Source organism: Pseudomonas syringae (assembly GCF_023278085.1).
Taxonomy (GTDB): domain Bacteria; phylum Pseudomonadota; class Gammaproteobacteria; order Pseudomonadales; family Pseudomonadaceae; genus Aquipseudomonas; species Aquipseudomonas syringae_Q.
Genome location: NZ_CP066265.1, coordinates 2,466,661 through 2,492,117 on the forward strand (window position 1 = coordinate 2,466,661; position 25,457 = coordinate 2,492,117).

Annotated in this window: 16 protein-coding genes; 11 read left to right on the top strand and 5 right to left on the bottom strand. The window is 60.2% G+C overall.

Annotated features, from left to right (window positions below; translation table 11 throughout):
• Nucleotides 1-55: 55 nt before the first annotated feature.
• The 3 genes from I9H07_RS11065 to I9H07_RS11075 form a co-directional block, all read right to left on the bottom strand.
• Nucleotides 56-955, bottom strand: a complete 900-nt coding sequence (locus tag I9H07_RS11065; RefSeq protein ID WP_236424547.1) for a hydroxymethylglutaryl-CoA lyase — start codon at nucleotides 953-955, stop codon at nucleotides 56-58.
• Nucleotides 956-971: 16 nt separating this feature from the next.
• Nucleotides 972-1,364 carry a MerR family transcriptional regulator gene (locus tag I9H07_RS11070; protein WP_236424548.1) on the bottom strand — a complete coding sequence of 131 codons (393 nt, stop codon included), beginning with the start codon at nucleotides 1,362-1,364 and terminating at the stop codon, nucleotides 972-974.
• A 107-nt stretch (nucleotides 1,365-1,471) separates the two neighbouring features.
• A complete protein-coding gene (locus I9H07_RS11075; RefSeq protein ID WP_024673215.1) occupies nucleotides 1,472-2,389 on the bottom strand; it encodes a LysR family transcriptional regulator in 918 nt (305 codons plus the stop codon).
• 186 nt (nucleotides 2,390-2,575) lie between these two features.
• On the opposite strand from I9H07_RS11075, the gene I9H07_RS11080 reads away from it, so the two are divergent.
• A complete protein-coding gene (locus I9H07_RS11080; protein ID WP_024673216.1) occupies nucleotides 2,576-3,805 on the top strand; it encodes an acyl-CoA dehydrogenase in 1,230 nt (409 codons plus the stop codon).
• Between the two features lie 12 nt (nucleotides 3,806-3,817).
• On the opposite strand, the gene I9H07_RS11085 is transcribed toward I9H07_RS11080, so the two are convergent.
• Together I9H07_RS11085 and xthA are read right to left on the bottom strand one after the other, a co-directional pair.
• Nucleotides 3,818-5,161 (bottom strand): substrate-binding domain-containing protein, encoded by a 1,344-nt coding sequence (locus I9H07_RS11085; RefSeq protein ID WP_236424551.1) that lies wholly within the window; start codon nucleotides 5,159-5,161, stop codon nucleotides 3,818-3,820.
• 139 nt (nucleotides 5,162-5,300) lie between these two features.
• Nucleotides 5,301-6,113, bottom strand: a complete 813-nt coding sequence (gene xthA, locus I9H07_RS11090) for an exodeoxyribonuclease III (RefSeq protein ID WP_236424553.1) — start codon at nucleotides 6,111-6,113, stop codon at nucleotides 5,301-5,303.
• A gap of 187 nt (nucleotides 6,114-6,300) precedes the next feature.
• Here xthA and I9H07_RS11095 point away from each other — a divergent pair, with 187 nt between their 5' ends.
• From I9H07_RS11095 to I9H07_RS11140, 10 genes are all read left to right on the top strand, one after another.
• Nucleotides 6,301-6,972 (top strand): GNAT family N-acetyltransferase, encoded by a 672-nt coding sequence (locus tag I9H07_RS11095; protein ID WP_024673219.1) that lies wholly within the window; start codon nucleotides 6,301-6,303, stop codon nucleotides 6,970-6,972.
• 59 nt (nucleotides 6,973-7,031) lie between these two features.
• The gene (locus tag I9H07_RS11100) at nucleotides 7,032-8,756 is read left to right on the top strand and encodes an autotransporter assembly complex protein TamA (protein ID WP_236424555.1); all 1,725 of its coding nucleotides are present in this window, start codon (nucleotides 7,032-7,034) and stop codon (nucleotides 8,754-8,756) included.
• On the top strand, nucleotides 8,753-12,442 hold the full coding sequence (locus I9H07_RS11105) for a translocation/assembly module TamB domain-containing protein (protein WP_236424557.1): 3,690 nt from the start codon (nucleotides 8,753-8,755) through the stop codon (nucleotides 12,440-12,442). Before I9H07_RS11100 ends, I9H07_RS11105 begins: the two co-directional genes overlap by 4 nt.
• A 105-nt stretch (nucleotides 12,443-12,547) precedes the next feature.
• A complete protein-coding gene (locus I9H07_RS11110) occupies nucleotides 12,548-13,465 on the top strand; it encodes a LysR family transcriptional regulator (RefSeq protein ID WP_236424559.1) in 918 nt (305 codons plus the stop codon).
• An 89-nt stretch (nucleotides 13,466-13,554) separates the two neighbouring features.
• Nucleotides 13,555-14,055: a thiol peroxidase gene (tpx, locus tag I9H07_RS11115; protein WP_024673223.1), complete on the top strand. Its 501-nt coding sequence runs from the start codon at nucleotides 13,555-13,557 to the stop codon at nucleotides 14,053-14,055.
• 150 nt (nucleotides 14,056-14,205) lie between these two features.
• The gene (locus I9H07_RS11120) at nucleotides 14,206-15,498 is read left to right on the top strand and encodes an MdtA/MuxA family multidrug efflux RND transporter periplasmic adaptor subunit (RefSeq protein ID WP_024673224.1); all 1,293 of its coding nucleotides are present in this window, start codon (nucleotides 14,206-14,208) and stop codon (nucleotides 15,496-15,498) included.
• Nucleotides 15,495-18,605 (top strand): MdtB/MuxB family multidrug efflux RND transporter permease subunit, encoded by a 3,111-nt coding sequence (locus I9H07_RS11125; RefSeq protein WP_058824540.1) that lies wholly within the window; start codon nucleotides 15,495-15,497, stop codon nucleotides 18,603-18,605. The genes I9H07_RS11120 and I9H07_RS11125 overlap by 4 nt, the downstream gene beginning before the upstream one ends.
• Nucleotides 18,602-21,709, top strand: a complete 3,108-nt coding sequence (locus tag I9H07_RS11130; protein WP_058824539.1) for an efflux RND transporter permease subunit — start codon at nucleotides 18,602-18,604, stop codon at nucleotides 21,707-21,709. The genes I9H07_RS11125 and I9H07_RS11130 overlap by 4 nt, the downstream gene beginning before the upstream one ends.
• Entirely contained in the window at nucleotides 21,706-23,169 is a 1,464-nt protein-coding gene (locus tag I9H07_RS11135; RefSeq protein WP_024673227.1) for an efflux transporter outer membrane subunit, read from the top strand. Before I9H07_RS11130 ends, I9H07_RS11135 begins: the two co-directional genes overlap by 4 nt.
• Before the next feature lie 169 nt (nucleotides 23,170-23,338).
• Entirely contained in the window at nucleotides 23,339-25,456 is a 2,118-nt protein-coding gene (locus tag I9H07_RS11140) for a putative bifunctional diguanylate cyclase/phosphodiesterase (protein ID WP_236424560.1), read from the top strand.
• Nucleotide 25,457 lies beyond the last annotated feature (1 nt).

Sequence of the window (25,457 nt, forward strand, 5' to 3'; positions counted from 1 at the left end):
CAGGGTAACACTCCGCGACAACGTGTCGCACCCTGTTACCGACCGGTGACGGTTGTCAGGCTGACAGCCGGGCCTTGGCCACGCGCGAGCCGTTGCTGCGCCCCAGCACCTCGCAGATTCGCTGGCCAGCCTGGATGACTTGATCAAGATCAACGCCGGTCTCGATACCCAGCCCTTGCAACATGTACAGCACATCCTCGGTGGCGACATTGCCGCTCGCCCCCTTGGCGTAGGGGCAGCCGCCCAGGCCTGCGACAGAGCTGTCGAATACCTGGATGCCTTCTTCCAGACTGGCGTAAATGTTCACCAGCGCCTGGCCGTAGGTGTCGTGAAAGTGTCCGGCCAGTTTGCTGCGGGGGATGTGTGCAGCCACTGCATTGAACAGGGCGCGGGCAGCGCCGGGCGTGCCGATGCCAATGGTGTCGCCCAGCGAAATCTCGTAACAGCCCATGGCATGCAGCTCATTGGCAACTGCGACGACCTGTTCGGGCGACACATTGCCCTCATAAGGGCAACCCAATACGCAGGACACATAACCCCGAACCCGCAAGCCATGCAGGCGAGCGGCGGCCATGACCGGCGCGAAGCGTTCCAGGCTTTCGCTGATCGAGCAGTTCAGGTTGCGCTGAGAGAATGCCTGGCTCGCTGCGGCGAAGACTGCGACTTCTCCGGCACCGGCTGCCAGCGCATCTTCGAACCCTCTGAGATTTGGCGTCAGGGCCGAATATATTACGCCCTCACGGCGCTGAATCTGCGCCAGCACCTGGGCCGAACCCGCCATTTGCGGCACCCATCTGGCGGACACGAAACTGCCCGCTTCTATGTGGCCAAATCCGGCAGCACTCAGGTCGTCGACCAGACGCACCTTGGCCTCGACACTGATCGGCAGCGCCTCATTCTGCAAACCGTCACGCGGACCGACTTCGACGATATTCACTTTTTGCGGGAGTGACATGGCAGTGCCTGCAGGGTCAGTGTGACGTGGCGGCGGTTTTATCGAGCTCGGCGCGGCAACGCTCTTCGGCGGTGTCCAGTTCCAGTTGCATCTGCTGAATGTCCAGCAGTTGCTGTTCCAGTTGCGCCCGGCGCTCGGTGATTTTGCCGAGCATGGTCTGCAATTGTTTCTGGTTACCGCCGCTCGGGTCGTACAGCGAAATCAGCTCTTTGCATTCGGCCAGTGAAAAGCCGATCCGCTTGCCGCGCAGGATCAGTTTCAGGGTGACTTTGTCACGCGCCGAATAGATACGCTCCAGCCCCTTGCGTTCCGGGCTGAGCATGCCTTGCTCTTCATAGAAGCGGATTGCGCGGGTGGTGATGTCCAGCTCGCGGGCAAGTTCGGAAATACTGTAGGTCTGACTGCTCATGGTGGTACTCGGCGGGGCTTGGGCTCTAACCTACGGTTGCTTTACGTATGCGTCAAGCTGCAAGCTACAAGCTACAAGTCAGAAGCTTGAGGCTTGCAGCTTCCTCTTCAGCCTTTTTCCTGAGCAACTATCCGCTGTGCCAGCTCGATGATCTGCTCTCGCATCCAGCGATTGGCAGGGTCCTGATCGGTGCTTTCGTGCCAGTAGAGATGGGTTTCGACCGAGGGAACGTCATTGATCGGCAGGTCCACATAATGCAGGTCGTTGCGACGGGCGAAGCGCTCCGGCACGGTCATGACCATATCGGTCTGCTGCAATACCTGGGTCGCCATGAGGTAATGCTGGGAGCGCAACGCGATTTTGCGCTGGATGCCCATCTTGCCCAGCGCAAGGTCCACATGGCCCAGTCCACTGCGGCGACTGGAGATATGAATGTGTGCTTGCGCCAGATAATCATCCAGCGTCACTGAGGCCTTGCCAGCCAGCGGGTGCGCCTTGCGCATGCTGCATACATAGCGGTCTTCCATCAGCTTGACATGGCGTACTTGCGGGTCGGTGTTGAGCGGCGCATCCACGGCGAAATCCAGGCGTCCGGCCGCCAGTTCCTTGGTGGTTTCACGGCGCTTGGACAAAAAGCTCTCGATGGTGACAGTAGGTGCCAGGCGTCGCAGCCGCTGGAACAGCGCTGGCAGGATCACCGCTTCGGTCAGGTCGGTCATGCTGATGCGGTAGTTCTTGTTGGCCTGCAACGGGTTGAATATGCGGCTTTCCTGCACCGAGACCCTGAGCAGCGACAGCGCATTGCGTACCGGGCCGATGATGTTCTGCGCCATGGGCGTAGGCACCATGCCTTGTGCCGTGCGCACGAACAACGGGTCGTTGAAGGTTTCGCGCAAGCGCGCCAGTGCATTGGAAACGGCGGGCTGGGTGATCCCGACGATCTGCCCGGCGCGGGTCAGGTTGGCCTCGGTATAGATGGCGTCGAAGACAATGAATAGGTTGAGATCGACCTTGCTCAGGTTCATGGGTGAGGATGCCTCGTACTGTTATTGTGGTTCGCCGTTTATCAGGTTAGGACGTGACGCAGCGTTGTTCGATCATATATCGGTTATGAATGTTTATACACGCCGAGAATAGATTAGATAAATGGCTGGAGGTTCTTTAGCATCCGTTTGACGACATCGACACTCTGACCGAGAAGGTAGCGGCCCATGGATTTCGCGTACTCCCCGAAAGTGCAGGCACTGCGTGAGCGCGTCACGGCGTTCATGGATGCTTACGTTTATCCCGCCGAGCCGGTCTTCGAACAGCAAGTGGCCGAAGGTGATCGCTGGCAGCCCACCGCAATCATGGAAGAACTCAAGGCCAAGGCAAAAGCCGAAGGTCTGTGGAATCTGTTTTTGCCGGAGTCTGAACTGGGCGCCGGGCTGAGCAATCTGGAGTACGCGCCGCTGGCGGAAATCATGGGCCGCTCGCTGCTGGGGCCGGAGCCGTTCAACTGCTCTGCGCCTGACACCGGCAACATGGAGGTGCTGGTGCGCTATGCCAGCGATGAGCAGAAAAAACAGTGGCTGGAGCCGCTGTTGCGCGGTGAGATTCGTTCGGCCTTTGCGATGACCGAGCCTGATGTGGCGTCTTCGGACGCGACCAACATGGCCGCACGCGCCGAGCGTGATGGCGATGAGTGGGTCATCAACGGACGTAAATGGTGGACCTCCGGGGCCTGTGACCCGCGCTGCAAAATTCTGATCTTCATGGGCCTGAGCAACCCCGACGGGCCGCGCCATCAGCAGCACTCCATGATTCTGGTGCCGGTCGATACGCCCGGCGTGAAGATCGTCCGGCCGCTGCCGGTATTCGGTTATGACGACGCGCCCCACGGGCATGCCGAAGTGCTGTTCGACAATGTGCGTTTGCCTTATGAAAACGTGTTACTGGGCGAGGGCCGAGGTTTCGAGATCGCTCAGGGGCGACTGGGCCCAGGGCGTATTCATCACTGCATGCGCTCTATCGGCATGGCTGAAAGGGCGCTTGAACTGATGTGCAAACGCGCCATCAACCGCGTCGCGTTTGGCCAGCCGCTGGCAAGACTGGGCGGCAACATCGATAAAATCGCTGATTCACGGATGGAGATCGATATGGCCAGGCTGCTGACCCTGAAAGCCGCCTATATGATGGACACGGCAGGTAACAAGGTCGCCAAAAGCGAAATTGCGCAGATCAAGGTGGTCGCGCCCAACGTTGCCCTGAACGTCATCGATCGTGCCATTCAGATGCATGGCGGTGCCGGGGTTTCCAATGATTTCCCGCTGGCCTACATGTACGCCATGCAACGCACCCTGCGGCTGGCCGATGGCCCGGATGAAGTGCACCGCGCTGCTATCGGCAAGTTCGAGCTGGGCAAGTACCTGCCTGCGGACCTGTCGCGCAGTCGCTCCTGAGCAGCAAGCGAGCTATTGCACCCAGACTTCGACACGGCGGTTCTTGATCCGGCCGTCGTCGATGTCATTGGTTGCCACCGGCATCTCGTCGCCCAGGCCAAGAATCTCGCGGAAGGTCACGCCGCTCTTCAGCAGCTCGCGGCGCACGGCCATGGCCCGAAGTCGTGACAGCAGGGCAGCACGTGCCGGGTCGCTCTTGGCATCGCCGAAGCCGACCAGTGTCACGTGCTGGTCGAGCCGGTCATTGGCCTTCAGGTAATCAACGACACGCTTGAGGTCTTGCTGAGCCTTGTTGTCCAGCCTGGCGCTGCCCTGCGCGAAGCGAAAATTGACCGAAAGCCGCTCGGCCTTGCGGGTCAACGCTTGATAGTCGGCAGGCATCTGGGCGGTGGGCTGAACCTTGAGCGCCTGCACGGTCTGCGCGACAAAACCTTCCTGAGCCACAATGGCCTGACCCTCGGCACTCTGCGCAAAACGCACCAGTGCCTGCGCCCAGCGTTGATGAGTGGCAGGCGGCACATACAGATAGAGCCGCCGCGACAACGGATAGTCTTCGGTAGCGATCAGGCTGATGGTCGGCAACATGGGCCTGGATTCACCGTCGGCAATGGCCACCGCTCTGGCGTGCCTGATCGACGGCATTCCGGTAAAGCCTACGCCATTGGGATCTTTGCTGACCTCATCGGACAATTGCTCGCTGGACTCGAAGCGCACCGCAGCACTGGACAGGTTCTTGCCATATTTGGCCAGTACCAGTTCCTTGAAGGTTTCGTAGGTGCCGGACTTTTCGTCGCGAACATACAGATGAATGACTCCCGGATTGCCACCCACTTCACTCCAGTCTCTGACTTCGCCGCTGAAAATGCGTGCCAGTTGCAACGTATCCAGCTGTCGCAGCGGGTTGCCGGGATGCACTATCACCGCAACGCCATCGATGGCGATGATTTGCTCACCTGCGGCGCTCTTGAGATCACCCAGACTGGCCAGTTCTCGGGCTTCCTGGTCCTTGATCGGTCGCGAAGAAGCGGCAATGTCGGCATTACCGGCCTTTAACGCGGTGAACCCGGTGCCTGAGCCATGCGCGGTGACCTCGACGCTGACTGTTTGGCCCGATGCGGTAGTGCCGACCACTCGCTGTTCGTTGAGCGCAGTACCCGGCACGCTCTGCACCGCTTGCATGCCTTGCTGGCGCAGCATGCCTTCGACCAGCGCAGGCCCGAGTTCGGCATTGATGGTGTTGGACCCTTGGATACGCAAGGTCGGCATATCGCTGGCGGGGACAGGCAACGCCGCCTGCGCAGTGAGGGGCAGGGTGGCGCTCGACAGGATCAGCGCCGTTAGCAGAGCGCGCAGCATCGGCGTCACCATGGATCACGGGAGGGTGTCGGGAGATTAAGACAGAGACGTTGCTGGAATATGACAGTTGAGCGATTAACGAGTCTTTAAACACCGGCCTGCTTTGTGTAATGGACAGGCCGGTGCAACGAGCGGCGGATCAGTTCAGTTCGAGCCAGATAGGCGCGTGATCCGATGGTTTTTCCATGCTGCGCAAATCGTAGTCCACGCCTGCAGCCTTGATGCGTGGCTGCAAACCGGTGGAGGTCATGATCAGGTCGATGCGCAGGCCGCGCTTCGGCTCGTCTTCAAAGCCACGGCTACGGTAGTCGAACCAGCTGAACCGGTCGTTCACCTCAGGGTGCAGGTAACGAAAACTGTCTACCAGCCCCCAGTTTTTCAGGCGCTCCATCCACTCGCGCTCTTCCGGCAGAAAGCTGCACTTGCCGGTTTTCAGCCAGCGCTTGGCATTGTCGGCACCGATACCAATGTCACAGTCTTGCGGCGAGATGTTCACATCGCCCATCACGATCAGCGGCTGCTCGTTGCTGAAACGGCTTTCCAGCAACGCCTGAAGGTCTTCATAGAAACGCTGCTTGGCCGGAAACTTGGTCGGGTGATCGCGACTTTCGCCCTGCGGAAAATAGCCATTCATGATGGTGACCGGCTGGCCATTGCTGTCTGCATAGGTGCCCCAGATGAAGCGCTTCTGGGATTCCTCGTTATCCCCCTCAAAGCCCTTGTGCAGTTCCAGCGGCGGATTGCGCGACAGCAGGGCGACCCCGTAGTGGCCTTTCTGGCCATGAAAATGCACGTGATAGCCCAGCGCTTCGATTTCCGCATAGGGAAATTGCTCGTCCGAGACCTTGGTTTCCTGAAGACCGATCACGTCAGGCTGGTGCTTTTCGATCAGCGCCGCCAATTGATGCGGTCGAGCGCGCAGCCCATTGATGTTGAACGAGACGATTTTCATAAAACAGCGGTCCTGAGCAAAACAAACTGCGATGCTAGCTGACCTGCCGATCGAGAACCAGCGTCGTCGGACACGACAGTGGCGCAGGGTCGGACAATTCGTTGGAACTGTTCTCAATCGCCATCACTCGAAAGCCTGCTGCCAAAACCGCTGCGCCAGACGCAGTTCCGTTAACACGAGGCCCTTTATGTCCCTACCTGTTGCCATCACGGGCGAAATCCGCCAGCTCGACAGCGGTTACTCCCGTGAAACCCGTGCCTTGCTGTTCAGGGCTTATCGGCACGACCCGACGTTCGCTTACCTGTTCAACGCTGAGCGTGAAGGGTACGAACAACGCGTGCTGGCGACCATTCGCCATCTGGTCAAACAGCATTTCCTGCAGAACCAGCCTGCGCTCGGTCTGTTCCTGGAGGATCGTCTGGTTGGTGTTGCACTGGTTGCGCCGCCTCAGCGTCGCCTGGGTGTTACCGAGAGCTGGGCCTGGCGTCTGCGCATGGTCATGGACACCGGTCTGGGCTGTACCCAACGCTACCTGGCGTATTACAACGCTGTGCTGGCCTGTGTGCCTTCGGAAACCGCGCATGTTCTGCCGCTGATCGGGCTTGATCCGGAATACCAGGGCCAGAAGCTCGGCCAAGACTTGAGCGAGCGACTGCTTGCGGCGTTGCACGACTGGTGCGCAGTAGACGAAAACTCGCAAGGGATTGTCGTCGACACCGGAAATCCCCGTTATTTCGAGTTCTATAAGCGACAAGGCTACGAGGAAATTGGCGAGATCGCCGTAGGACCTGTTCGCGAACATGTGTTCTTCCATCCGAACCCTCAGGTTTCTCTGGCGGTCCCTGACGCAACGGTTTGAATATTCGCCAATTCGTGGGCTTCCAGTGCAGCCTGTCGATCGTGATAGCATCCACGCCCATGAAAATGTTCAAGCTATTCAGCAGCCTGGTCCTGATGTCCATGAGCGCAACGGCGTTGGCCGAGGCCCGTCTGGATGTCCGGATCGAGCCCGCCAACCCGCAACTCAAGGCCAACGTTGAAGGCTACGTGGGCGATCCGGGCGAGCGTGACGCCAAGGCCCTGCGCAACTTCAGTCTTGGCGCTGAGCAGCAGGCGGAAAAGGCAGCGCAGGCGCTGGGCTATTATCAGGCGCAGATCGACAGCAAAATCCAGGACGGTCCCGAGCCGCGCCTGGTCATCAACATCAAGCCGGGTGAGCCGATTCACCTGCGCAATGTGGTTATCCGGGTCGAGGGTCCTGCTGCGTCGCTCAAGGCATTCAAGGTGCCGAAGAGTGATGCGCTCAAGACCGGCGCTGTGCTTAACCACGGCAATTACGAAGACGCCAAGCGCCTGATTCAGAATCAGGCATCGCGTTATGGTTTCTTCAGTGGCCGTTTCACCCACCAGCGCCTGGCCATCGACCCGCGAGCCGGCGTCGCCGACATCGAACTGGTCTACGACAGCGGTCCACGCTACACGCTGGGTCAGGTGAAGTTCAGCGGCAACACCCCCTTCGATGAAGACCTGCTCAAACGCATGGTGCCCTTCAAGGAAAACACCCCCTACGACTCGCAACTGATCGCCGAGCTGACCCAGGACATGCAGGCCAGCGGTTATTTTGAAGGCGTGCGAGTCGACGCCGTACCCACGGCGGCGGTGAATGATGTGATTCCGGTTACCGTCCAGCTTGAAACCCGCAAGCCGCGCACCATGGGCCTGGGGCTGGGCTATTCCACCGACGTGGGGCCACGTGGCAAAGCCAACTGGACCCGCCACTGGGCCAACCCGCAAGGCCATAGCTACGGCTTCGAATCGGAAATTTCCGCGCCACGGCAGAACGTCGGCTTGTGGTACGACGTACCGCTCGATCCGCCGTTGACCGACAAAATGCGTTACGCCGGTGGCTATCAATATGAAGAGATCGCCGGCACTGACAGCCTCAGCAAGCTGCTGACTGTCGGGCCGGAATGGCACAGCAAGCTGCCCAGCGGCTGGGAGCGGGTCATTTCCCTGAAATGGCAACGTGAAGAATACCGGCTGGGCGACGACGCGGGCCTGAGCACGCTGCTGATGCCGGGCATCAGTTACTCGTACCTGCGCAGTGACAATCGCATCGACCCGAGTCACGGCTATCGTCTGCAATTTGAAACACAGGTGGCCAAAGAGGGCATGTTGTCGGACGCCAACCTGGTCCATGCCAACGTGTTGCTCAAAGGCCTGACCACGGTTGCCCAGAACCACCGCTTCCTTGGCCGCGTGCAGCTTGGCGGCAACCTCACTGACGGTTACACCTCGATACCGCCTTCGCTGCGCTTTTTTGCCGGTGGCGATCAGAGCGTGCGCGGCTATGACTATCAGAAACTCTCACCGACCAATTCCGACGGCGATCGCACCGGCGGCCGCTACATGTTTGCGGGCAGTGTCGAATACCAGTACTCGATTGCCGAGAAGTGGCGGCTGGCGACCTTTGTCGACCAGGGTAACTCGTTCAACAATCTGGACCGGCCAGACCTGAAGACCGGGGTCGGCTTCGGCGTGCGCTGGGTTTCACCGGTAGGGCCGTTGCGCCTCGATCTGGCGCACGGGCTGGACGATGACGGTGGAATCCGCCTGCACTTCTCGATGGGGCCGGAACTGTGAACAGTGTCAACATCAAGCGCGCTGCGAAAGTTGTTGGGCTGAGCCTGATTGCCTTGCTGCTGCTGGTGATTGTCAGCGCCGGCTTGCTACTGGGGACCCAGCCTGGCAGCCGTTGGGCGCTGGCCCGTGTGCCGGGGCTGCAACTGGACAACTTTCAGGGCCGGCTCGGCGGGCAGTGGAGTGCAGATCGACTCGTATGGCAGCAAGGCGAGGACCGCGTCGAGGTTCAATCTGCCGACGTCGAGTGGACGCCTGCCTGTCTGCTGAAAATGACGCTGTGCATCGACCGTTTGCATGCCGGACAAGTCCTGTTGCACTTCCCGCCGAGCGCCGAGCCTGGCAATAGCGGCCCTGTGAGTCTGCCAACGCTCAACCTGCCATTGGCCTTGAAACTGGCTGATGTACAGCTTGGCAGCCTGCAACTCGACGGCGTCGAACAGTTACGTGATTTGAAGCTGGCGGCGCACTGGACTGCTGAAGGCTTGCAGATCGACAGCGCGCACCTGCAGCGCGACGCGTTGGTGCTGGACCTCAACGGCCTGCTCAAGCCCGAAGGTGACTGGCCTTTGAGCGCCCAGGGTCAACTGCAACTGCCGCCGCAGGACGGTCAGGCCTGGACGCTGGCGCTGGATATTCAGGGCGACGTGCTGAAGACCCTGCAACTCAAGGCGGACAGCAGCGGGTATCTGCCTGGCGTCCTCACCGGAGAGTTGCAGCCGCTGGCCGAACATCTGCCCGCCCGGTTGAAACTGACCTCAGAGCACTTCAAGCCCAGTTCCGCATTGCCCGACACGCTGCAACTCGACCAGTTGCTGCTGACAGCCGAGGGCAATCTCGATGCGGGCTATCTGATTAACGGCACAGCCAGCCTGCCCGCCGAGAAAGGCCCGGTCGCGCTGGCATTGCAAGGGCGTGTGGACGCCAAGGGCGCAACCATCGCCGGGCTGGACCTCAGCGCCAGTGATCAGCAGCGTCTGGCCATCAACGGCAAGCTGAATTGGCAAAACGGGTTTTCCGCTGATGCCAGCATCGACTGGCTGGACTTTCCCTGGCAGCGGCTTTATCCGTTGCCGTCCGAGCCGCAAGTCTCGCTGCACGCCTTCAAGGGCGAAATTTCTTACACCGATGGCAATTACCTGGGCAATTTCAACGCCAGCCTCAAAGGGCCGGCAGGGGCATTCACGCTGGTCAGCCCGTTCAGCGGTAATTTGCAGGAAGTTCATCTGCCGCAACTGGAGCTGGTCGCGGGGCAGGGCAAGGCCAGCGGCCACCTCAACCTGAAATTCGCCGACGGCATTGGCTGGGACACGGCACTTGATCTGACTGCACTTGACCCTTCGTTCTGGGTCGCCGAACTTCCCGGCAAGCTGGCCGGTCCGTTGCGCAGCCAGGGACAGCTGAAGAATGAGCAGCTTGAACTGACCGCCGACCTGGATTTGAAGGGTCGCTTGCGGGGTCAGCCAGCGTTGCTGCAAGCCAAGGCTGATGGCCGTGATCAGCAATGGAACGTCAGCAGTCTGAATATCCGCCTGGGCGACAACCGCATTCAGGGCACTGGCAGTCTGCAACAGCGTCTGAAAGGCCAACTTGATCTTGATCTGCCGCGTCTGGGCCAGTTATGGCCGCGCTTGCAAGGGCAGATCAAAGGCCGGCTTGACCTGGCGGGTACACTGCAAGCCCCTGAGGGCAAATTGGCGTTACAGGGGAGCCAGCTTGCATTGCAGGACAATCGCCTGCAAAGCCTGACGCTCGACGCCAGACTTGATCCGGCGCAGCGCGCAACCATCAACCTGAAGGGCGCAGGCATTCAGGCAGGCGATACGGCTTTGGGCACCTTGCAGCTCGACGGGCAGGGCACGCTCAAGGCCCAGCAATTGAAGCTCGATCTGCAAGGCCCGCTGCTCAAACTGGCGATGGGGCTGGACGGCGGTCTCGATCAAGACAACTGGCGCGGTCGTCTGGCCAGCGGCACTGTGCAGAGCGGCGGCCAGAACTGGCGTCTGCAGCAACCGGCGAAGATCGAACGCCTCGCTGACGGCAAGCTCAACTTCGGCGCGCACTGCTGGGTTTCCGGGCCGGCCAGCCTGTGCGGCGGCGATCAGCGTCTGATGCCGGAGCCACGTATACGCTATCAATTGAAGAATTTTCCGCTCGACAGCCTCGCGCAGTGGATGCCCAAGGATTTCGCCTGGAAGGGCGCGCTGAATGCCGACGTTCAGCTCGATATCCCGGCGGCAGGCCCAAGCGGTCAGATCACGGTCGATGCCGGGGGCGGTACGCTGCGGGTTCGTAACAACGATCAATGGCTGGACTTCCCGTATCAGACGCTGAAACTCAGCAGCACCATGACCCCCAAACGCATCGACTCGCGTCTGGATTTCGAGGGCGGCAAGCTGGGCAGGCTGCTGTTGAATGCGCAGATCGACCCGTTGGCCAAAGACAAGACCCTGTCGGGCGACTTTAATCTCTCCGGGCTGGATATCTCGGTGGCACGGCCTTTCGCACCCACCGTGCAAAAACTCAACGGGCGCTTGAACGGCTCCGGTCGATTGTCGGGCAGTTTGCTGGCGCCGCTGGTAAATGGCAGCGTAAACCTTGATGGCGGTGAAGTCGCAGGGCCCGAGTTACCGATGGAGCTGCATGACCTCAAGGTCCAGGCGTTGATCGCAGGTGAAAGCGTGCAGATCAACGGTGGCTGGAAAAGTGGCAGCGCAGGTCAGGGCACTATAGGCGGTCAGGTGGCCTGGGGGCAGAGCCTGATGGTGGGCGTCAGCCTCAAGGGTTCGCAGTTGCCGATCGACGTTGAACCGTACGCCGCCGTAGAAGCTTCCCCTGATCTGAAAATCTCCATGCAGGGCGAGCGGCTGGCCATCTCCGGCAAAGTGCTGGTGCCCAAGGGCACGATTACCGTGCGCGAGTTGCCACCGTCCACCGTCAAACTGTCGGGTGACACGGTGATTGTCGGCCAGCAGACCGAGCAGGGCACGCCGCCGCTGGCGGTGGGCATGGATATCGACGTGATTGTCGGGCAGGACAAACTCAGCTTCAGCGGTTTCGGGCTAACGGCCAATCTGGCCGGCCGTGTACACATCGGTGACAACCTGGACACCCGTGGCGAACTGAATCTTAACGACGGACGCTATCGCGCCTATGGGCAGCGTTTGACCATCCGCAAAGCCAGGCTGCTTTTCGCCGGTCCTGTCGACCAGCCTTATCTGGATATCGAAGCCATCCGGCAGACGGATGACGTTATTGCGGGCATTCGTCTGACCGGTAGCGCCGATCAGCCCACCACCGAAGTGTTCTCCGAACCGGCGATGAGTCAGGAGCAGGCCTTGTCGTATCTGGTCATGGGCAGGCCCTTGAGCACTTCCGGCGAAGACAACAACATGGTCGCTCAGGCGGCGCTGGCGCTGGGTGTTGCGGGCAGCTCTTCGACCACCGGCAAACTCGCTGACAACCTCGGCATCAAGGATTTCGAACTGGATACGTCTGGCACGGGCGACAAGACCAATGTGGTGGCCAGCGGCAAGATCACCGAGAAGCTCAGCCTGCGTTACGGCGTGGGTGTTTTTGAACCGGCCAATACCATTGCCTTGCGCTACCTGCTGAGCAAACGGGTATACCTTGAGGCGGCGAGCGGTGTTGCCAGTTCGCTGGATATTTTCTATAAAAGGGACTTCTGACCAAGGCCGGGCGCTGACCTGTTGCCGGCGCTCGGCTCAACCGGTTTACCCTGTTAAAACAGTGTGATCCCTCACACACTCCTTGAACTCAGGCTTCCGGTAATCATGGATCGATTCAACGCCATGCGCGCATTCACCCGTATCGTCGAACTGGGCGGTTTTGCCAAGGCTGCCGACAGCCTGCACATGCCGCGCGCGTCAGTGACGGTTCTGATCAAGCAGCTGGAAGCGCATCTGGGTGTGCAATTGTTACAGCGCACTACGCGGCAGGTCAGTACCACGCCGGACGGCAAAGCCTATTATCAGCGGTGCGTCAGCCTGCTTGCCGATCTGGACGACGCCGAAGCTGCCTTCTCGTCCAAGGGGGCTGAACCCAAGGGCTTGCTGCGCGTGGATTTGCCGGTGAGCCTGGGCCGTATGATCGTGATCCCGGCGTTGCCCGAGTTCACCCGGCGCTACCCGCAGGTAAGGCTTGAGATCGGCATGGGCGACCGGCCGGTCGACCTGATACGTGAAGGTGTGGATTGTGTGCTGCGCGCTGGCGATGCGCTGGATGACACGCTGGTCGCCAGGCCGCTGGGCAATCTGACCCAGATTACCTGCGCCAGCCGAGACTATCTCGACAGATACGGCACGCCGCGGGATCTGCATGACCTGGCGCAGCATCAAGTCATTGAATATTTCTCGTCCAGCACCAGCAAACGTTATGGCCTGGAGTTCATGGCCGATGGCCTGGACAGTGATCACGGCATGACCTGTTCGGTGTCGGTCAACAGTGCGGAGGGGTATGTGGCCGCCTGCGAAGCGGGTTTCGGCCTGGTGCAGGTGCCTCGTTATCACATTGCCGCACAACTGCGCAGTGGTGCGCTGGTCGAGGTGTTACGCGAGTATCGCCCGCCGGCCCTGCCCTTGACCGCGCTTTATCCGCCGCATCGACAATTGTCGCGAAGAGTGCGGGTATTCGTCGATTGGCTGGTGGAGTTGTGCGCCCACCCAGATATCAGGGACAGACTCGTTTCCTGAGCAAATTCGGAATTCTCCGATATAGGCCAGAAGCCACTTTCGTGTTTAACTTCCGGCTCTTTACCCATTTTCAATAAGGAATGTGTTTCATGGCTCAAGTGACTCTCAAAGGCGGTCCGGTTCAAGTCAATGGCGAGCTGCCTGCCGCTGGCAAGAAGGCACCTGCTTTTACGCTGACCGCTGCCAACCTGTCCGACGTGACCCTGGCCGATTTTGCAGGCAAGCGCAAAGTGCTGAACATCTTTCCGAGTGTCGATACGCCGACCTGCGCCACATCGGTCCGCAAGTTCAATGCCCAGGCAAACGAACTGAGCAATGCCGTGGTCCTGTGCATCTCCGCCGACCTGCCTTTCGCCCAGGCACGCTTCTGCGGCTCTGAAGGTCTGGAAAACGTGCAGAATCTTTCCTCGTTCCGCAGTGCCGATTTCAGCCAGCACTATGGCGTTGCTATTGCCGACGGCCCATTGAAAGGCCTGACCGCACGCGCGGTAGTCGTGCTCGACGAAAACGACAATGTCCTGCACAGCGAACTGGTCAAGGAAATTGCCGAAGAGCCGAACTACGACGCTGCACTGGCTGTATTGAAGTAACGTTCCGCAACACATTGACGGCCTGATACCACTCAGGCCGTTATTCTGTTCGTGCTTTATACGTTTATTAAGTAAGGGCTTGGTAAAGGCGCTTTGCTTGTCACGTATCTGTGCTTATTGTTCTGCCTTCTGAACAACCCCCCACCCGTAATGGTTGATTTATTCATGCAATTGTCTGGCCCCCGTAAATCCCGTCGCTGGTTGATCAGTTTGTTGGTCCTTGTGGTCATCGTTGTCCTGTGCTGGTGGCTATGGCCTGCATCGACACCCGGCAAGGGGGCCGAGAGCAAGAAGGCGGGTGCCGGCCGACCTGGTTTCGGTGCCTCGGCGGTGGCTGTCCCGGTGCGTGTAGCTCCAGCGACCGAGGGCGATTTTCCGATCTACTACAAGGCGCTCGGTACTGTGACGGCGATGAACACCATCAATGTGCGCAGCCGGGTGGCGGGGGAACTGGTCAAGATCTACTTCCAGGAAGGGCAGATGGTCAAGGCCGGTGATCTGTTGGCAGAAATCGACCCACGCAGCTATCAAGTCGCCTTGCAGCAGGCCGAAGGCACGCTGGCCACCAATCAGGCGTTGCTCAAGAATGCTCAGCTTGATGTGCAGCGTTATCGCGGGCTGTTTGCCGAAGACAGTATCGCCAAGCAGACGCTGGACACCGCCGAGTCACTGGTGAATCAGTACCAGGGCACGATCAAGACCAACCAGGCAGCGGTGGCTGAAGCGAAGCTGAACCTGGACTTTGCCCGTATCCGGTCTCCGATTGCGGGCCGGGTGGGCCTCAAACAGCTGGATGTCGGCAATCTGGTTGCCGCCAACGACACCACGGCGCTGGCGGTGATTACCCAGACCCAGCCCATTTCGGTCAACTTCACACTGCCTGAGAAAGACCTGTCCAAGGTCATCGCCCGTTATCGCACCGGCGAAAAGCTGCCCGTCGAAGCGTGGGACCGTGGCGACACGAAAATGCAGGCGACCGGTGTGCTCGCCAGCCTCGACAACCAGATCGACGTGGCGACCGGCACCCTGAAGTTCAAGGCCCGTTTCGATAACGGCGACGAAATCCTGTTCCCCAACCAGTTCGTCAACGTGCGCCTGCGTGCGGACACGCTTCGCCAGGCGATTCTGGTGCCAACGGCGGCCGTGCAGTTTGGTACCGACGGCACGTTCGTCTATGTGCTGGACGGCGACAAGAAGGTCAAACTCAAGCTGCTGAAAACCGGTCCAAGCGACGAAACGTCGACGGTGATCACCGAAGGCCTGGCTGCGGGCGAGCGGGTGGTGCTCGAAGGCACGGATCGACTGCGTGATGGCGCTGAAGTGGAAGTGGTCAACGACAGCAAGGATGTACCGGCAAGCCCGGTTGAGAAGTTGCACGGCAAGCCGGGCAGCGGCACTGACAAGTCGGCAGTGCTTGGCAAGGTGGAAAAACCAAACGTATGAACATGTCGCGCCTGTTCATCCTGCGTCCGGTAGCCACTACGTTGAGCATGCTGGCCATCGTCCTGGCCGGTCTCATCGCTTACACCTTGCTGCCGGTTTCGGCCTTGCCGCAGGTGGACTATCCGACCATTCGCGTGATGACGCTGTACCCCGGTGCCAGCCCGCAGGTAATGACCAGTTCGGTGACTGCGCCGCTGGAGCGCCAGTTCGGGCAAATGCCCGGGCTTACCCAGATGGCGTCCACCAGTTCGGGTGGCGCCTCGGTGATCACCCTGCGTTTCAGCCTCGAAATCAATATGGATGTGGCCGAGCAGCAAGTGCAGGCAGCGATCAATGCGGCCACCAACCTGCTGCCGACCGATCTTCCGGCCCCGCCGGTGTACAACAAGGTGAACCCGGCCGACACGCCGGTGCTGACCCTGGCCATCACCTCCAAAACCATGCTGTTGCCCAAACTGAATGATCTGGTCGATACGCGCATGGCACAGAAGATTTCGCAGATCAGCGGCGTCGGTATGGTCAGTATTGCGGGCGGGCAGCGTCAGGCAGTCAGGATCAAGGTCAATCCCGAGGCGTTGGCGGCCAACAGCCTCAATCTGTCCGACGTGCGCACGCTCATCAGCGCGTCCAACGTCAATCAGCCCAAGGGCAACTTTGACGGGCCGACCCGGGTATCGATGCTCGACGCCAACGATCAGCTCAAGTCCCCCGAGGAATATGCCAACCTGATTCTGGCCTACAAGGACGGCGCGCCGTTGCGCCTGAAAGACGTCGCGGAAATTGTCGGCGGTGCAGAGAACGAACGACTGGCTGCCTGGGCCAATCGCAGTCAGGCTGTCTTGCTTAATATTCAACGGCAGCCGGGTGCCAACGTGATCGAGGTCGTCGACCGGATCAAGGCCATGCTGCCGGGGATCACCAATAACCTTCCGGCAGGCCTCGACGTGGTGGTGTTGACTGACCGTACCCAGACCATTCGGGCGTCGGTGGCCGATGTTCAGCATGAATTGCTGATCGCCATCGTGCTGGTGGTGCTGGTGACGTTCCTGTTCCTGCGTCGCTTCAGCGCGACCATCATCCCGTCGATTGCTGTGCCGCTGTCGCTGGTCGGGACGTTCGGCGTCATGTACCTCGCCGGTTTCTCGATCAACAACCTGACACTGATGGCGATGACCATCGCCACCGGTTTCGTGGTGGACGACGCCATCGTGATGCTGGAAAACATCTCCCGGCACATCGAGGAAGGCGAAACGCCGATGCAGGCTGCGCTGAAGGGCGCAAAGCAGATCGGCTTCACCCTGATTTCCCTGACCCTGTCGCTGATTGCAGTGCTGATCCCGCTGCTGTTCATGGCGGATGTAGTGGGGCGCCTGTTTCGCGAGTTTGCCATCACCCTGGCGGTTGCCATCCTCATCTCGCTGGTGGTCTCGCTGACGCTGACTCCGATGATGTGCGCGCGTCTGCTCAAGCGTGAGCCGAAAGAGGAAGACCAGAGCCGTTTCTACAAGGCCAGTGGTGCGTGGATCGACTGGCTGATTGATCTGTATGCCGGCAGGCTGCGCTGGGTACTCAAGCATCAGCCACTGACCCTGCTGGTTGCCATCGCCACGCTGGGCCTGACGGTACTGCTGTACATCGCGGTGCCCAAGGGCTTCTTTCCGGTGCAGGATACCGGCGTCATCCAGGGCATTTCCGAAGCGCCGCAATCCGTTTCGTTTGCGGCCATGAGCGAGCGCCAGCAGGCGCTGGCGGACATTGTTCTTCAGGACCCGGCGGTGGTCAGCCTGTCCTCGTACATTGGTGTGGACGGCGACAATGCGACGCTCAACAGCGGACGCCTGCTGATCAACCTCAAGCCGCATGGTGAACGTGATCTCACGGCAAGCGAAGTCATCCAGCGCCTGCAGCCGCAGGTCGACAAACTGTCGGACATCCGTCTGTTCATGCAGCCGGTACAGGACCTGACCATCGAAGACCGGGTCAGCCGTACCCAGTATCAGTTCAGCATGTCATCCCCCGATGCCGAGCTGCTGAGCAAGTGGAGCCAGACGCTGGTCGACGCGCTGGGCAAGCGTTCCGAGCTGACCGACGTGGCCAGTGACCTGCAGGACAAGGGGTTGCAGGTGTATCTGAATATCGATCGCGACGCAGCCAGCCGGGTCGGCGTGACGGTGGCCAATATCACCGATGCGCTGTATGACGCATTCGGCCAGCGGCAGATATCAACCATTTACACTCAGGCCAGCCAGTACCGCGTGGTCTTGCAGGCGGCGTCCGCCAGTGAGCTCGGTCCTGCCGCACTTGAACAGATCCACGTCAAGACCACTGACGGTGCACAGGTCAAACTGTCGAGTCTGGCGCGGGTCGAGCAGCGTCAGGCACAGCTGGCGATTACCCACCTCGGGCAGTTTCCGGCGGTGATGATGTCCTTCAACCTTGCCCCCGGCGTTGCGTTGGGCAAGGCCGTGGAAGTGATCGAGCAGGTGCAGAAGGACATCGGTATGCCGATTGGCGTGCAGACCCGGTTCCAGGGCGCGGCCGAAGCATTTCAGGCCTCGCTGTCCAGCACCCTGTTGTTGGTGCTGGCGGCGGTGGTGACCATGTATATCGTGCTGGGCGTGCTCTACGAGAGCTACATCCACCCGATCACCATCCTCTCGACACTGCCTTCGGCGGCGGTCGGCGCCTTGCTGGCGCTGTTGATCAGCGGCAACGATCTGGGAATGATCGCGATCATCGGCATCATTCTGCTGATCGGCATCGTCAAGAAGAACGCGATCATGATGATCGACTTCGCTCTGGATGCCGAACGCAATCGCGGCGTCGACCCGGAAACGGCGATTTACGAAGCAGCGCTGCTGCGCTTCCGGCCGATTCTGATGACCACCCTGGCGGCGTTGTTCGGTGCCGTTCCGCTGATGCTGGCGAGCGGCTCCGGCGCCGAGTTGCGCCAGCCGCTGGGTCTGGTGATGGTCGGTGGCCTGCTGCTCAGCCAGGTCCTGACGCTGTTTACCACGCCAGTGATCTATCTGTATTTCGACCGTCTCGGTCAGCGCTGGAGTCGTAAACCCGCTGCCCCGGACCGCTCGCAACAGGCTGACGCATGAACCTGTCCGCCCCCTTTATCCGCCGCCCGGTTGCGACCGTCCTGCTGAGCCTGGCGATCATGCTGCTGGGCGCGGTCAGTTTCAGGTTGTTGCCCGTGGCACCTTTGCCGAACATGGATTTCCCGGTCATCGTGGTCTCGGCGAGCCTCGCCGGGGCCAGCCCGGAGATCATGGCGTCCACTGTGGCAACGCCGCTCGAACGTTCTCTGGGCAGTATTGCCGGGGTCAACACCATGACCAGCAATTCGAGCCAGGGTACAACCCGGATCATTCTGCAGTTCGACCTCGATCGCGACATCAATGGCGCCGCTCGCGAAGTGCAGGCGGCCATCAACGCTTCGCGCAATCTGCTGCCGAGCGGGATGCGCAGCATGCCGACCTACAAGAAGGTCAATCCGTCTCAGGCCCCGATCATGGTGCTGTCGATGACCTCGACGGTGCTGGAAAAGGGCCAGCTTTACGACCTGGCTTCGACCATCCTTTCGCAAAGCCTGTCGCAGGTTTCGGGGGTTGGCGAGGTGCAGATCGGCGGCAGTTCGCTGCCCGCCGTGCGCATCGAGCTGGAACCGCAGATGCTTTCCCAGTACGGCGTATCGCTGGATGACGTGCGCACCGCGATTACCGGGACCAACGTGCGCAGGCCAAAGGGTTTTGTCGAGGATGACCTGCATAACTGGCAGGTTCAGGCCAATGATCAGCTGGAAAAAGCCGCTGACTACGCACCGCTGATCATTCGCTACAAGGATGGCGCGACCCTGCGTCTGAAGGATGTCGCCAAGGTCAGCGATGCGGTGGAAGACCGCTACAACAGTGGCTTCTTCAACAATGATCAGGCGGTGCTGTTGGTCGTCAACCGTCAGGCGGGAGCCAACATCATCGAGACCGTTGCGCAGATAAAGGCGCAATTGCCAGCCTTGCGGGCCGTGCTGCCCGCAAGTGTCAGGCTGGAGATCGCCATGGACCGCTCGCCGGTGATCAAGGCGACGCTGCACGAAGCTGAAATGACCCTGCTGATCGCCGTGATTCTGGTGGTGATGGTGGTTTTTCTGTTCCTCGGCAGCTTTCGCGCCTCGCTCATTCCCACGCTGGCGGTTCCGGTGTCGCTGGTCGGCACCTTCGCCATCATGCACCTGTTCGGCTTTTCCCTGAACAATCTGTCGCTGATGGCCCTGATCCTCGCGACCGGGCTTGTGGTCGACGACGCCATCGTGGTGCTGGAAAACATTTCCCGGCACATTCACAACGGCCTGGACCCCATGAAAGCGGCGTTTCTGGGGGCCAAGGAAGTAGGTTTCACCTTGCTGTCGATGAACGTCTCGCTGGTTGCGGTGTTCATTTCCATCCTGTTCATGGGCGGGCTGGTAGAAAGTCTGTTTCGCGAGTTTTCCATCACCTTGTCGGTGGCGATCATCGTCTCGTTGATCGTGTCACTGACGCTGACCCCCATGCTGTGCGCCCGTTGGTTGAAACCCCGTGAAGCCAGCGGCGAGAACGCCTTTCAGCGCTGGAGTGAGAGGGTCAATGACCGCATGGTGGCAGGCTACGACCGTTCGCTGGGCTGGGTGTTTCGCCATCCGCGCCTGACACTCATCAGCCTGCTGATCACCGTCATCGTCAACATCGCGCTGTACGTGGTGGTGCCCAAGACGTTTCTGCCGCAGCAGGACACCGGGCAACTGATGGGTTTCGTCCGTGGCGACGACGGCCTGTCGTTTTCGGTGATGCAGCCGAAGATGGAGCAATTCCGCCGTGCCGTGCTGGCCGACCCTGCAGTAGAGAGCGTTGCCGGGTTCATTGGCGGCAGCAGCGGCACCAACAACGCGTTCATGATCGTGCGTCTGGTGCCAATCGCCGAGCGCAAACTGTCGGCGGAAAAAGTTGTCGAGCGCTTGCGCAAGACCTTGCCGCATGTACCGGGCGGGCGATTGTTCCTGGCGCCGGACCAGGACCTGCAATTGGGCGGGGGGCGCGAGCAGACCAGCTCGCAGTACCAGTACATTGTGCAGAGCGCCGACCTGACCAGCCTGCGCCAGTGGTATCCGAAGATCGTCGCGGCACTCAAGTCGGTCCCCGAGCTGACCGCCATCGATGCCCGGGAAGGGCGCGGAGCCCAGCAAGTGACGCTGGTGGTCAACCGCGACACCGCCAAGCGGCTGGGCATCGACATGAGCATGGTGACTGCGGTACTCAACAATGCCTACAGCCAGCGCCAGGTGTCGACCATTTACGACAGCCTCAATCAGTACAAGGTAGTGATGGAGGTCAATCCCAAATACGCGCAGGACCCGGTGACACTTGAGCAGGTTCAGGTCATCACCGCAGACGGTCAGCGTGTGCCGTTGTCCAGCATTGCCCATTACGAACGCAGTCTGGCCAACGACCGGGTTTCCCATGACGGGCAGTTCGCCGCTGAAAACATCTCCTTTGACCTGGCAGAAGGCGCGAGCCTGGACAAGGCCAACGTCGCCATCGAACGGGCGATCGCGGCCATCGGGCTGCCAGCAGACATCATCACCAAAATGGCAGGCACTGCGGATGCGTTCGCCGCGACCCAGAAAAGCCAGCCCTGGATGATTCTCGGAGCGCTGCTCGCGGTATATCTGGTGCTGGGGATTCTCTATGAAAGCTACATTCACCCGCTGACCATTCTCTCGACCCTGCCATCGGCGGGCGTCGGCGCCTTGCTGACGATCTATGTGGTCGGCAGCGAGTTCAGCCTGATATCCCTGCTGGGACTGTTTCTGCTGATTGGTGTGGTGAAAAAGAACGCCATCATGATGATCGATCTGGCGCTGCACCTTGAGCGCGAGCAGGGCATGGCGCCCGAGGAGTCGATCCGCAATGCCTGTCTGCAGCGTCTGCGGCCCATTCTGATGACCACCATGGCGGCGATTCTCGGTGCCTTGCCACTGCTGCTCAGTACGGCCGAAGGTGCCGAAATGCGCAAGCCGCTGGGCCTGACCATTATTGGCGGCCTGATCTTCAGTCAGATCCTGACGCTTTACACCACGCCTGTGGTTTACCTTTATCTCGATCGTCTGCGCCATCGCTTCAGTAAATGGCGTGGCGTGCGCACTGATGCCGCTCTGGAAACTCCGCTATGACCGAACGCCCGGCTTTCACATCCCGTCCAGAATGGCTGATTCGCCCGCTCGGGCTGGCAGTCTGTATCGCTTTTCTCAGCGCCTGCGCGGTCGGACCGGATTATCAGCGGCCGACCATGGCCGCGCCTGTGCAGTTCAAGGCGGTTCAGGGCTGGCGGGCCGCGACCCCCGGCGACGCAATGGCCAAGGGCGCCTGGTGGCAGGTGTACGGTGACAAGGACCTGAATGCATTGGTCGAGCGTTTGAACACGTCCAACCAGACAGTGGCCCAGTACGAAGCGCAATACCGTCAGGCACAGGCGCTGGTGCGCAGTTCCAGAGCGGCCTTCATGCCGACTCTGGACCTGACGACCGGCAAGACCCGTTCAGGGCAGGGCACCGGAACATCGAACTCCGGGACCAGCGCTTCGGGGATTCGTAACAGCTACAACGCCCAGTTGGGCGTCAGTTGGGAGGCCGACGTCTGGGGCAAACTGCGCCGTGGCCTGGAGGCCGACACCGCGAACGCGCAGGCCAGCCTTGCCGACCTGGCCGCAATGCGCCTGAGCCTGCAATCGGAGCTGGTCCAGAATTACCTGCAATTGCGGGTGATCGACGAACAGAAGCGTTTGCTGGAGTCCACTGTCGATGCCTATCAGCGCTCCCTGACCCTGACCCAGAATCAGTACCGCGCCGGTATTTCCGGACGTGATTCGGTCGCTCAGGCGCAGACCCAGCTGAAAAGCACGCAGGCCGACCTGATTGATCTGGCCTGGCAGCGCGCGCAATACGAGAACGCCATTGCCGTGTTGATGGGCGTGGCACCGGCTGACTTCAACCTGCCGGCCAGCACGACGATTCCGCAGTTGCCGGCTATCCCGCCGGGGCTGCCATCGCAGCTGCTGGAGCGCAGGCCTGATATCGCGGCAGCAGAACGTTCGGTGATGGGCGCCAATGCCAACATCGGGGTCGCCAAGGCGGCTTACTATCCGGACTTCACCCTGAGCATGAGCGGCGGTTACAGCAGCAGTACCTTCGCCAACTGGATCAGCCTGCCTAACCGTTTCTGGTCGGTAGGGCCGCAACTGGCCCTGACCCTGTTCGACGGCGGTCGACGTTCGGCAGAGGTGGAACGTACCGAAGCCTTGTATGACCAGACGGTTGCGCAATACCGTCAAACGGTGCTCGACGGTTTTCAGGAAGTCGAAAACTACCTTATCCAGCTCAAGGTTTATGAAGACGAGGCCGCGGTGCGTCAGGAAGCGCTGGTGTCCGCGCGTGATTCGTTGCGCCTCACCAACAACCAGTACAAGGCTGGTCTGATCGGCTATCTGGACGTCGTCAACGTGCAGGCCACTGCGCTGAGCAATGAGCGAAGTGTGCTCAACGTACTGCAAAGCCGGTTGCTTGCCAGTGTGCAACTGATCGCTGCGCTGGGTGGCGGCTGGGATGCCGAGCGTGATATGACACTGAAGGAGTGAGCCTGCTGAGGCAATAAAGAGCAAGTTTTCTTTATCTATCGCTGATAACTGCAAAATTAATGGCGCACTGCCACCTTTTTCGACCAAGTGCCGCGACATTTGGTAGCTATTGCGTACAATCAGCGCACAAGAACGGCACGGACGCGCTCATTGGGTTTCAGGTGCGTCTATGTTGATTGGCAGTTATATACCCTCGCTTGTCGTTCTTTCCGTTTTCGTTGCGATCCTTGCGTCCTACATCGCATTTGATCTCGCTGGCCGGATCAGCTCTGCCCAAGGGCGGGCGGTGTATGTGTGGATTGTCGGCGGCGCTTTTGCGATGGGTGTCGGCACCTGGTCAACCCACTTCATCGGCATGCTGGCCTTCGTCTTGCCCATCGACCTCGGCTATGACGTGCCACTCCTGCTGATGTCGCTGTCGATCATCGTCCTGGCATCGGGATTCGCCCTGTGGCTGGTTGCACAACCGCAGCTTTCGCTACTGCAACTGAGTCTGGGAGCCGTGCTGCTGGGGCTGGGTATCAGCGCCATGCATTACACCGGCATGGCGGCCATGCGCATGCAGCCCGCTATCGAACACACGCCCGTCCTGTTCGTCCTGTCACTGGTGATCGCCGTTGCAGCGTCGGCGGCGGGTTTGTGGATCGCGTTCCGTCTCCGCCATCACCGGCCTCGCATGTTTCTGGTACGCGCTGGCGCGGCAGTGGTGCTGGGCCTCGCCGTAGTCGGCATGCACTACACCGGCATGGCGGCCGCCAACTTTGCCGAAGGCAGCTTTTGTGGGGCGCTGGTCAACGGGCTGAGCAGTAACGGGCTGGACAGAGTGGTGCTGGTTGCCAGCCTGACGGTCCTGAGCCTCACCCTGTTCGCCTGTATTCTGGATGCTCATCTTGAGGCGCGCACGGCGGTGCTGTCCAACTCTCTGAACCAGGCCAACCAGGAACTCACCCATCTGGCGATGCACGACAACCTCACCGGGCTGCCCAACCGTGTGCTGCTCGCGGAGCGTGTCGAGCAGGCCATGACCAGGGCCGATGAGACGGGCGGTTGTTTTGCCTTGATGTTCATGGACCTGGATGGTTTCAAGCCGGTAAATGACGCATTCGGCCACCACACGGGCGATCTGCTGTTGCGTCAGGTGGCGTTGCGGCTGCGTCAGAACGTGAACCGGCATGACACGCTGGCCAGAGTCGGCGGCGACGAGTTTGTCCTGCTTATCGAGCTTGCCGATCAACAGGACGCGCTGACGGTGGCGAACCGTCAGGTCAGCGAGATCAGCAATCCGTTCCTGATCGGCGAACACCAGTTGCAGATTTCGCTCAGCATCGGCATCTGCATTTATCCAGGCCATGGTGCAACCCAGCACGAACTGTTGGTCAACGCCGATGCAGCCATGTATCACACCAAAGCAGCAGGCAAGAACGGCCACAGTTTTTTTGAAGTATCGATGAACTGCAACGCTCGCAACCAGTTGCAGCTGTCGCAGGATTTGCGCACCGCGCTCAAGCAAAAGCACTTCTGTCTTTATTATCAGCCCAAATTTGACGCTCTGACCGGGCTGCCGATAGGTGCCGAAGCCCTTTTGCGCTGGAATCACCCAGAGCGCGGGGTGCTGGGACCTGATCTGTTCATTGCCATGGCCGAGAAAACCGGACTGATCATTCAGATCGGTGAATGGGTGCTGGACGAAGCCTGCCGGCAGATGCGTGAGTGGTACACCGAGGGGTACTCGCACTGGCGCATTTCAGTCAACCTGTCGGCCTTGCAATTCCGCCACTCCGGTCTGGTTGCCACCGTTGCGGATACCTTGGCCCGTCATCAGTTGCCGGCCAACTGCCTGACGCTGGAAATCACCGAAACCACCGCCATGGATGATGCGGATGCCAGCCTCGGCGTGCTGAACAGGTTGTCAGAGATGGGCCTGGACCTGTCGATCGATGATTTTGGTACGGGTTACTCCAGCCTGATGTACCTCAAACGGCTGCCGGCCAACGAAATCAAGATCGATCGCGGTTTCGTTCGCGATCTGGAACACGACACCGACGATGCGGCCATTGTGTCGGCGATCGTCGCGGTGGGGCAGGCACTGAATTTGCGCATCGTCGCCGAAGGCGTTGAAACCACGCTCCAGCAGCGTTTTCTGACTCACCTGGGATGTGATTCCCTGCAGGGTTTTCTGCTCGGGCACCCGTTGCCTGCACCGCAGTTTCTCGAGGATATCCGCAAGGCCGAGTCGAGAATCGCGCTCAGTGCACAAGAACCGGAGACCAAAGCGTCGGCTTTCTGAA

Bases quoted from the DNA above. Each gene is read 5' to 3' on its own strand.
- I9H07_RS11080 (WP_024673216.1), top strand. From the start codon at position 2,576: ATGGATTTCGCGTACTCCCCGAAAGTGCAGGCACTGCGTGAGCGCGTC.
- I9H07_RS11100 (WP_236424555.1), top strand. From the start codon at position 7,032: ATGAAAATGTTCAAGCTATTCAGCAGCCTGGTCCTGATGTCCATGAGC.
- I9H07_RS11110 (WP_236424559.1), top strand. From the start codon at position 12,548: ATGGATCGATTCAACGCCATGCGCGCATTCACCCGTATCGTCGAACTG.
- I9H07_RS11095 (WP_024673219.1), top strand. From the start codon at position 6,301: ATGTCCCTACCTGTTGCCATCACGGGCGAAATCCGCCAGCTCGACAGC.
- I9H07_RS11140 (WP_236424560.1), top strand. From the start codon at position 23,339: ATGTTGATTGGCAGTTATATACCCTCGCTTGTCGTTCTTTCCGTTTTC.
- I9H07_RS11070 (WP_236424548.1), bottom strand. From the start codon at position 1,364: ATGAGCAGTCAGACCTACAGTATTTCCGAACTTGCCCGCGAGCTGGAC.
- I9H07_RS11135 (WP_024673227.1), top strand. From the start codon at position 21,706: ATGACCGAACGCCCGGCTTTCACATCCCGTCCAGAATGGCTGATTCGC.
- I9H07_RS11065 (WP_236424547.1), bottom strand. From the start codon at position 955: ATGTCACTCCCGCAAAAAGTGAATATCGTCGAAGTCGGTCCGCGTGAC.
- I9H07_RS11130 (WP_058824539.1), top strand. From the start codon at position 18,602: ATGAACCTGTCCGCCCCCTTTATCCGCCGCCCGGTTGCGACCGTCCTG.
- I9H07_RS11075 (WP_024673215.1), bottom strand. From the start codon at position 2,389: ATGAACCTGAGCAAGGTCGATCTCAACCTATTCATTGTCTTCGACGCC.
- tpx (WP_024673223.1), top strand. From the start codon at position 13,555: ATGGCTCAAGTGACTCTCAAAGGCGGTCCGGTTCAAGTCAATGGCGAG.
- I9H07_RS11120 (WP_024673224.1), top strand. From the start codon at position 14,206: ATGGTTGATTTATTCATGCAATTGTCTGGCCCCCGTAAATCCCGTCGC.
- I9H07_RS11125 (WP_058824540.1), top strand. From the start codon at position 15,495: ATGAACATGTCGCGCCTGTTCATCCTGCGTCCGGTAGCCACTACGTTG.
- xthA (WP_236424553.1), bottom strand. From the start codon at position 6,113: ATGAAAATCGTCTCGTTCAACATCAATGGGCTGCGCGCTCGACCGCAT.
- I9H07_RS11085 (WP_236424551.1), bottom strand. From the start codon at position 5,161: ATGCTGCGCGCTCTGCTAACGGCGCTGATCCTGTCGAGCGCCACCCTG.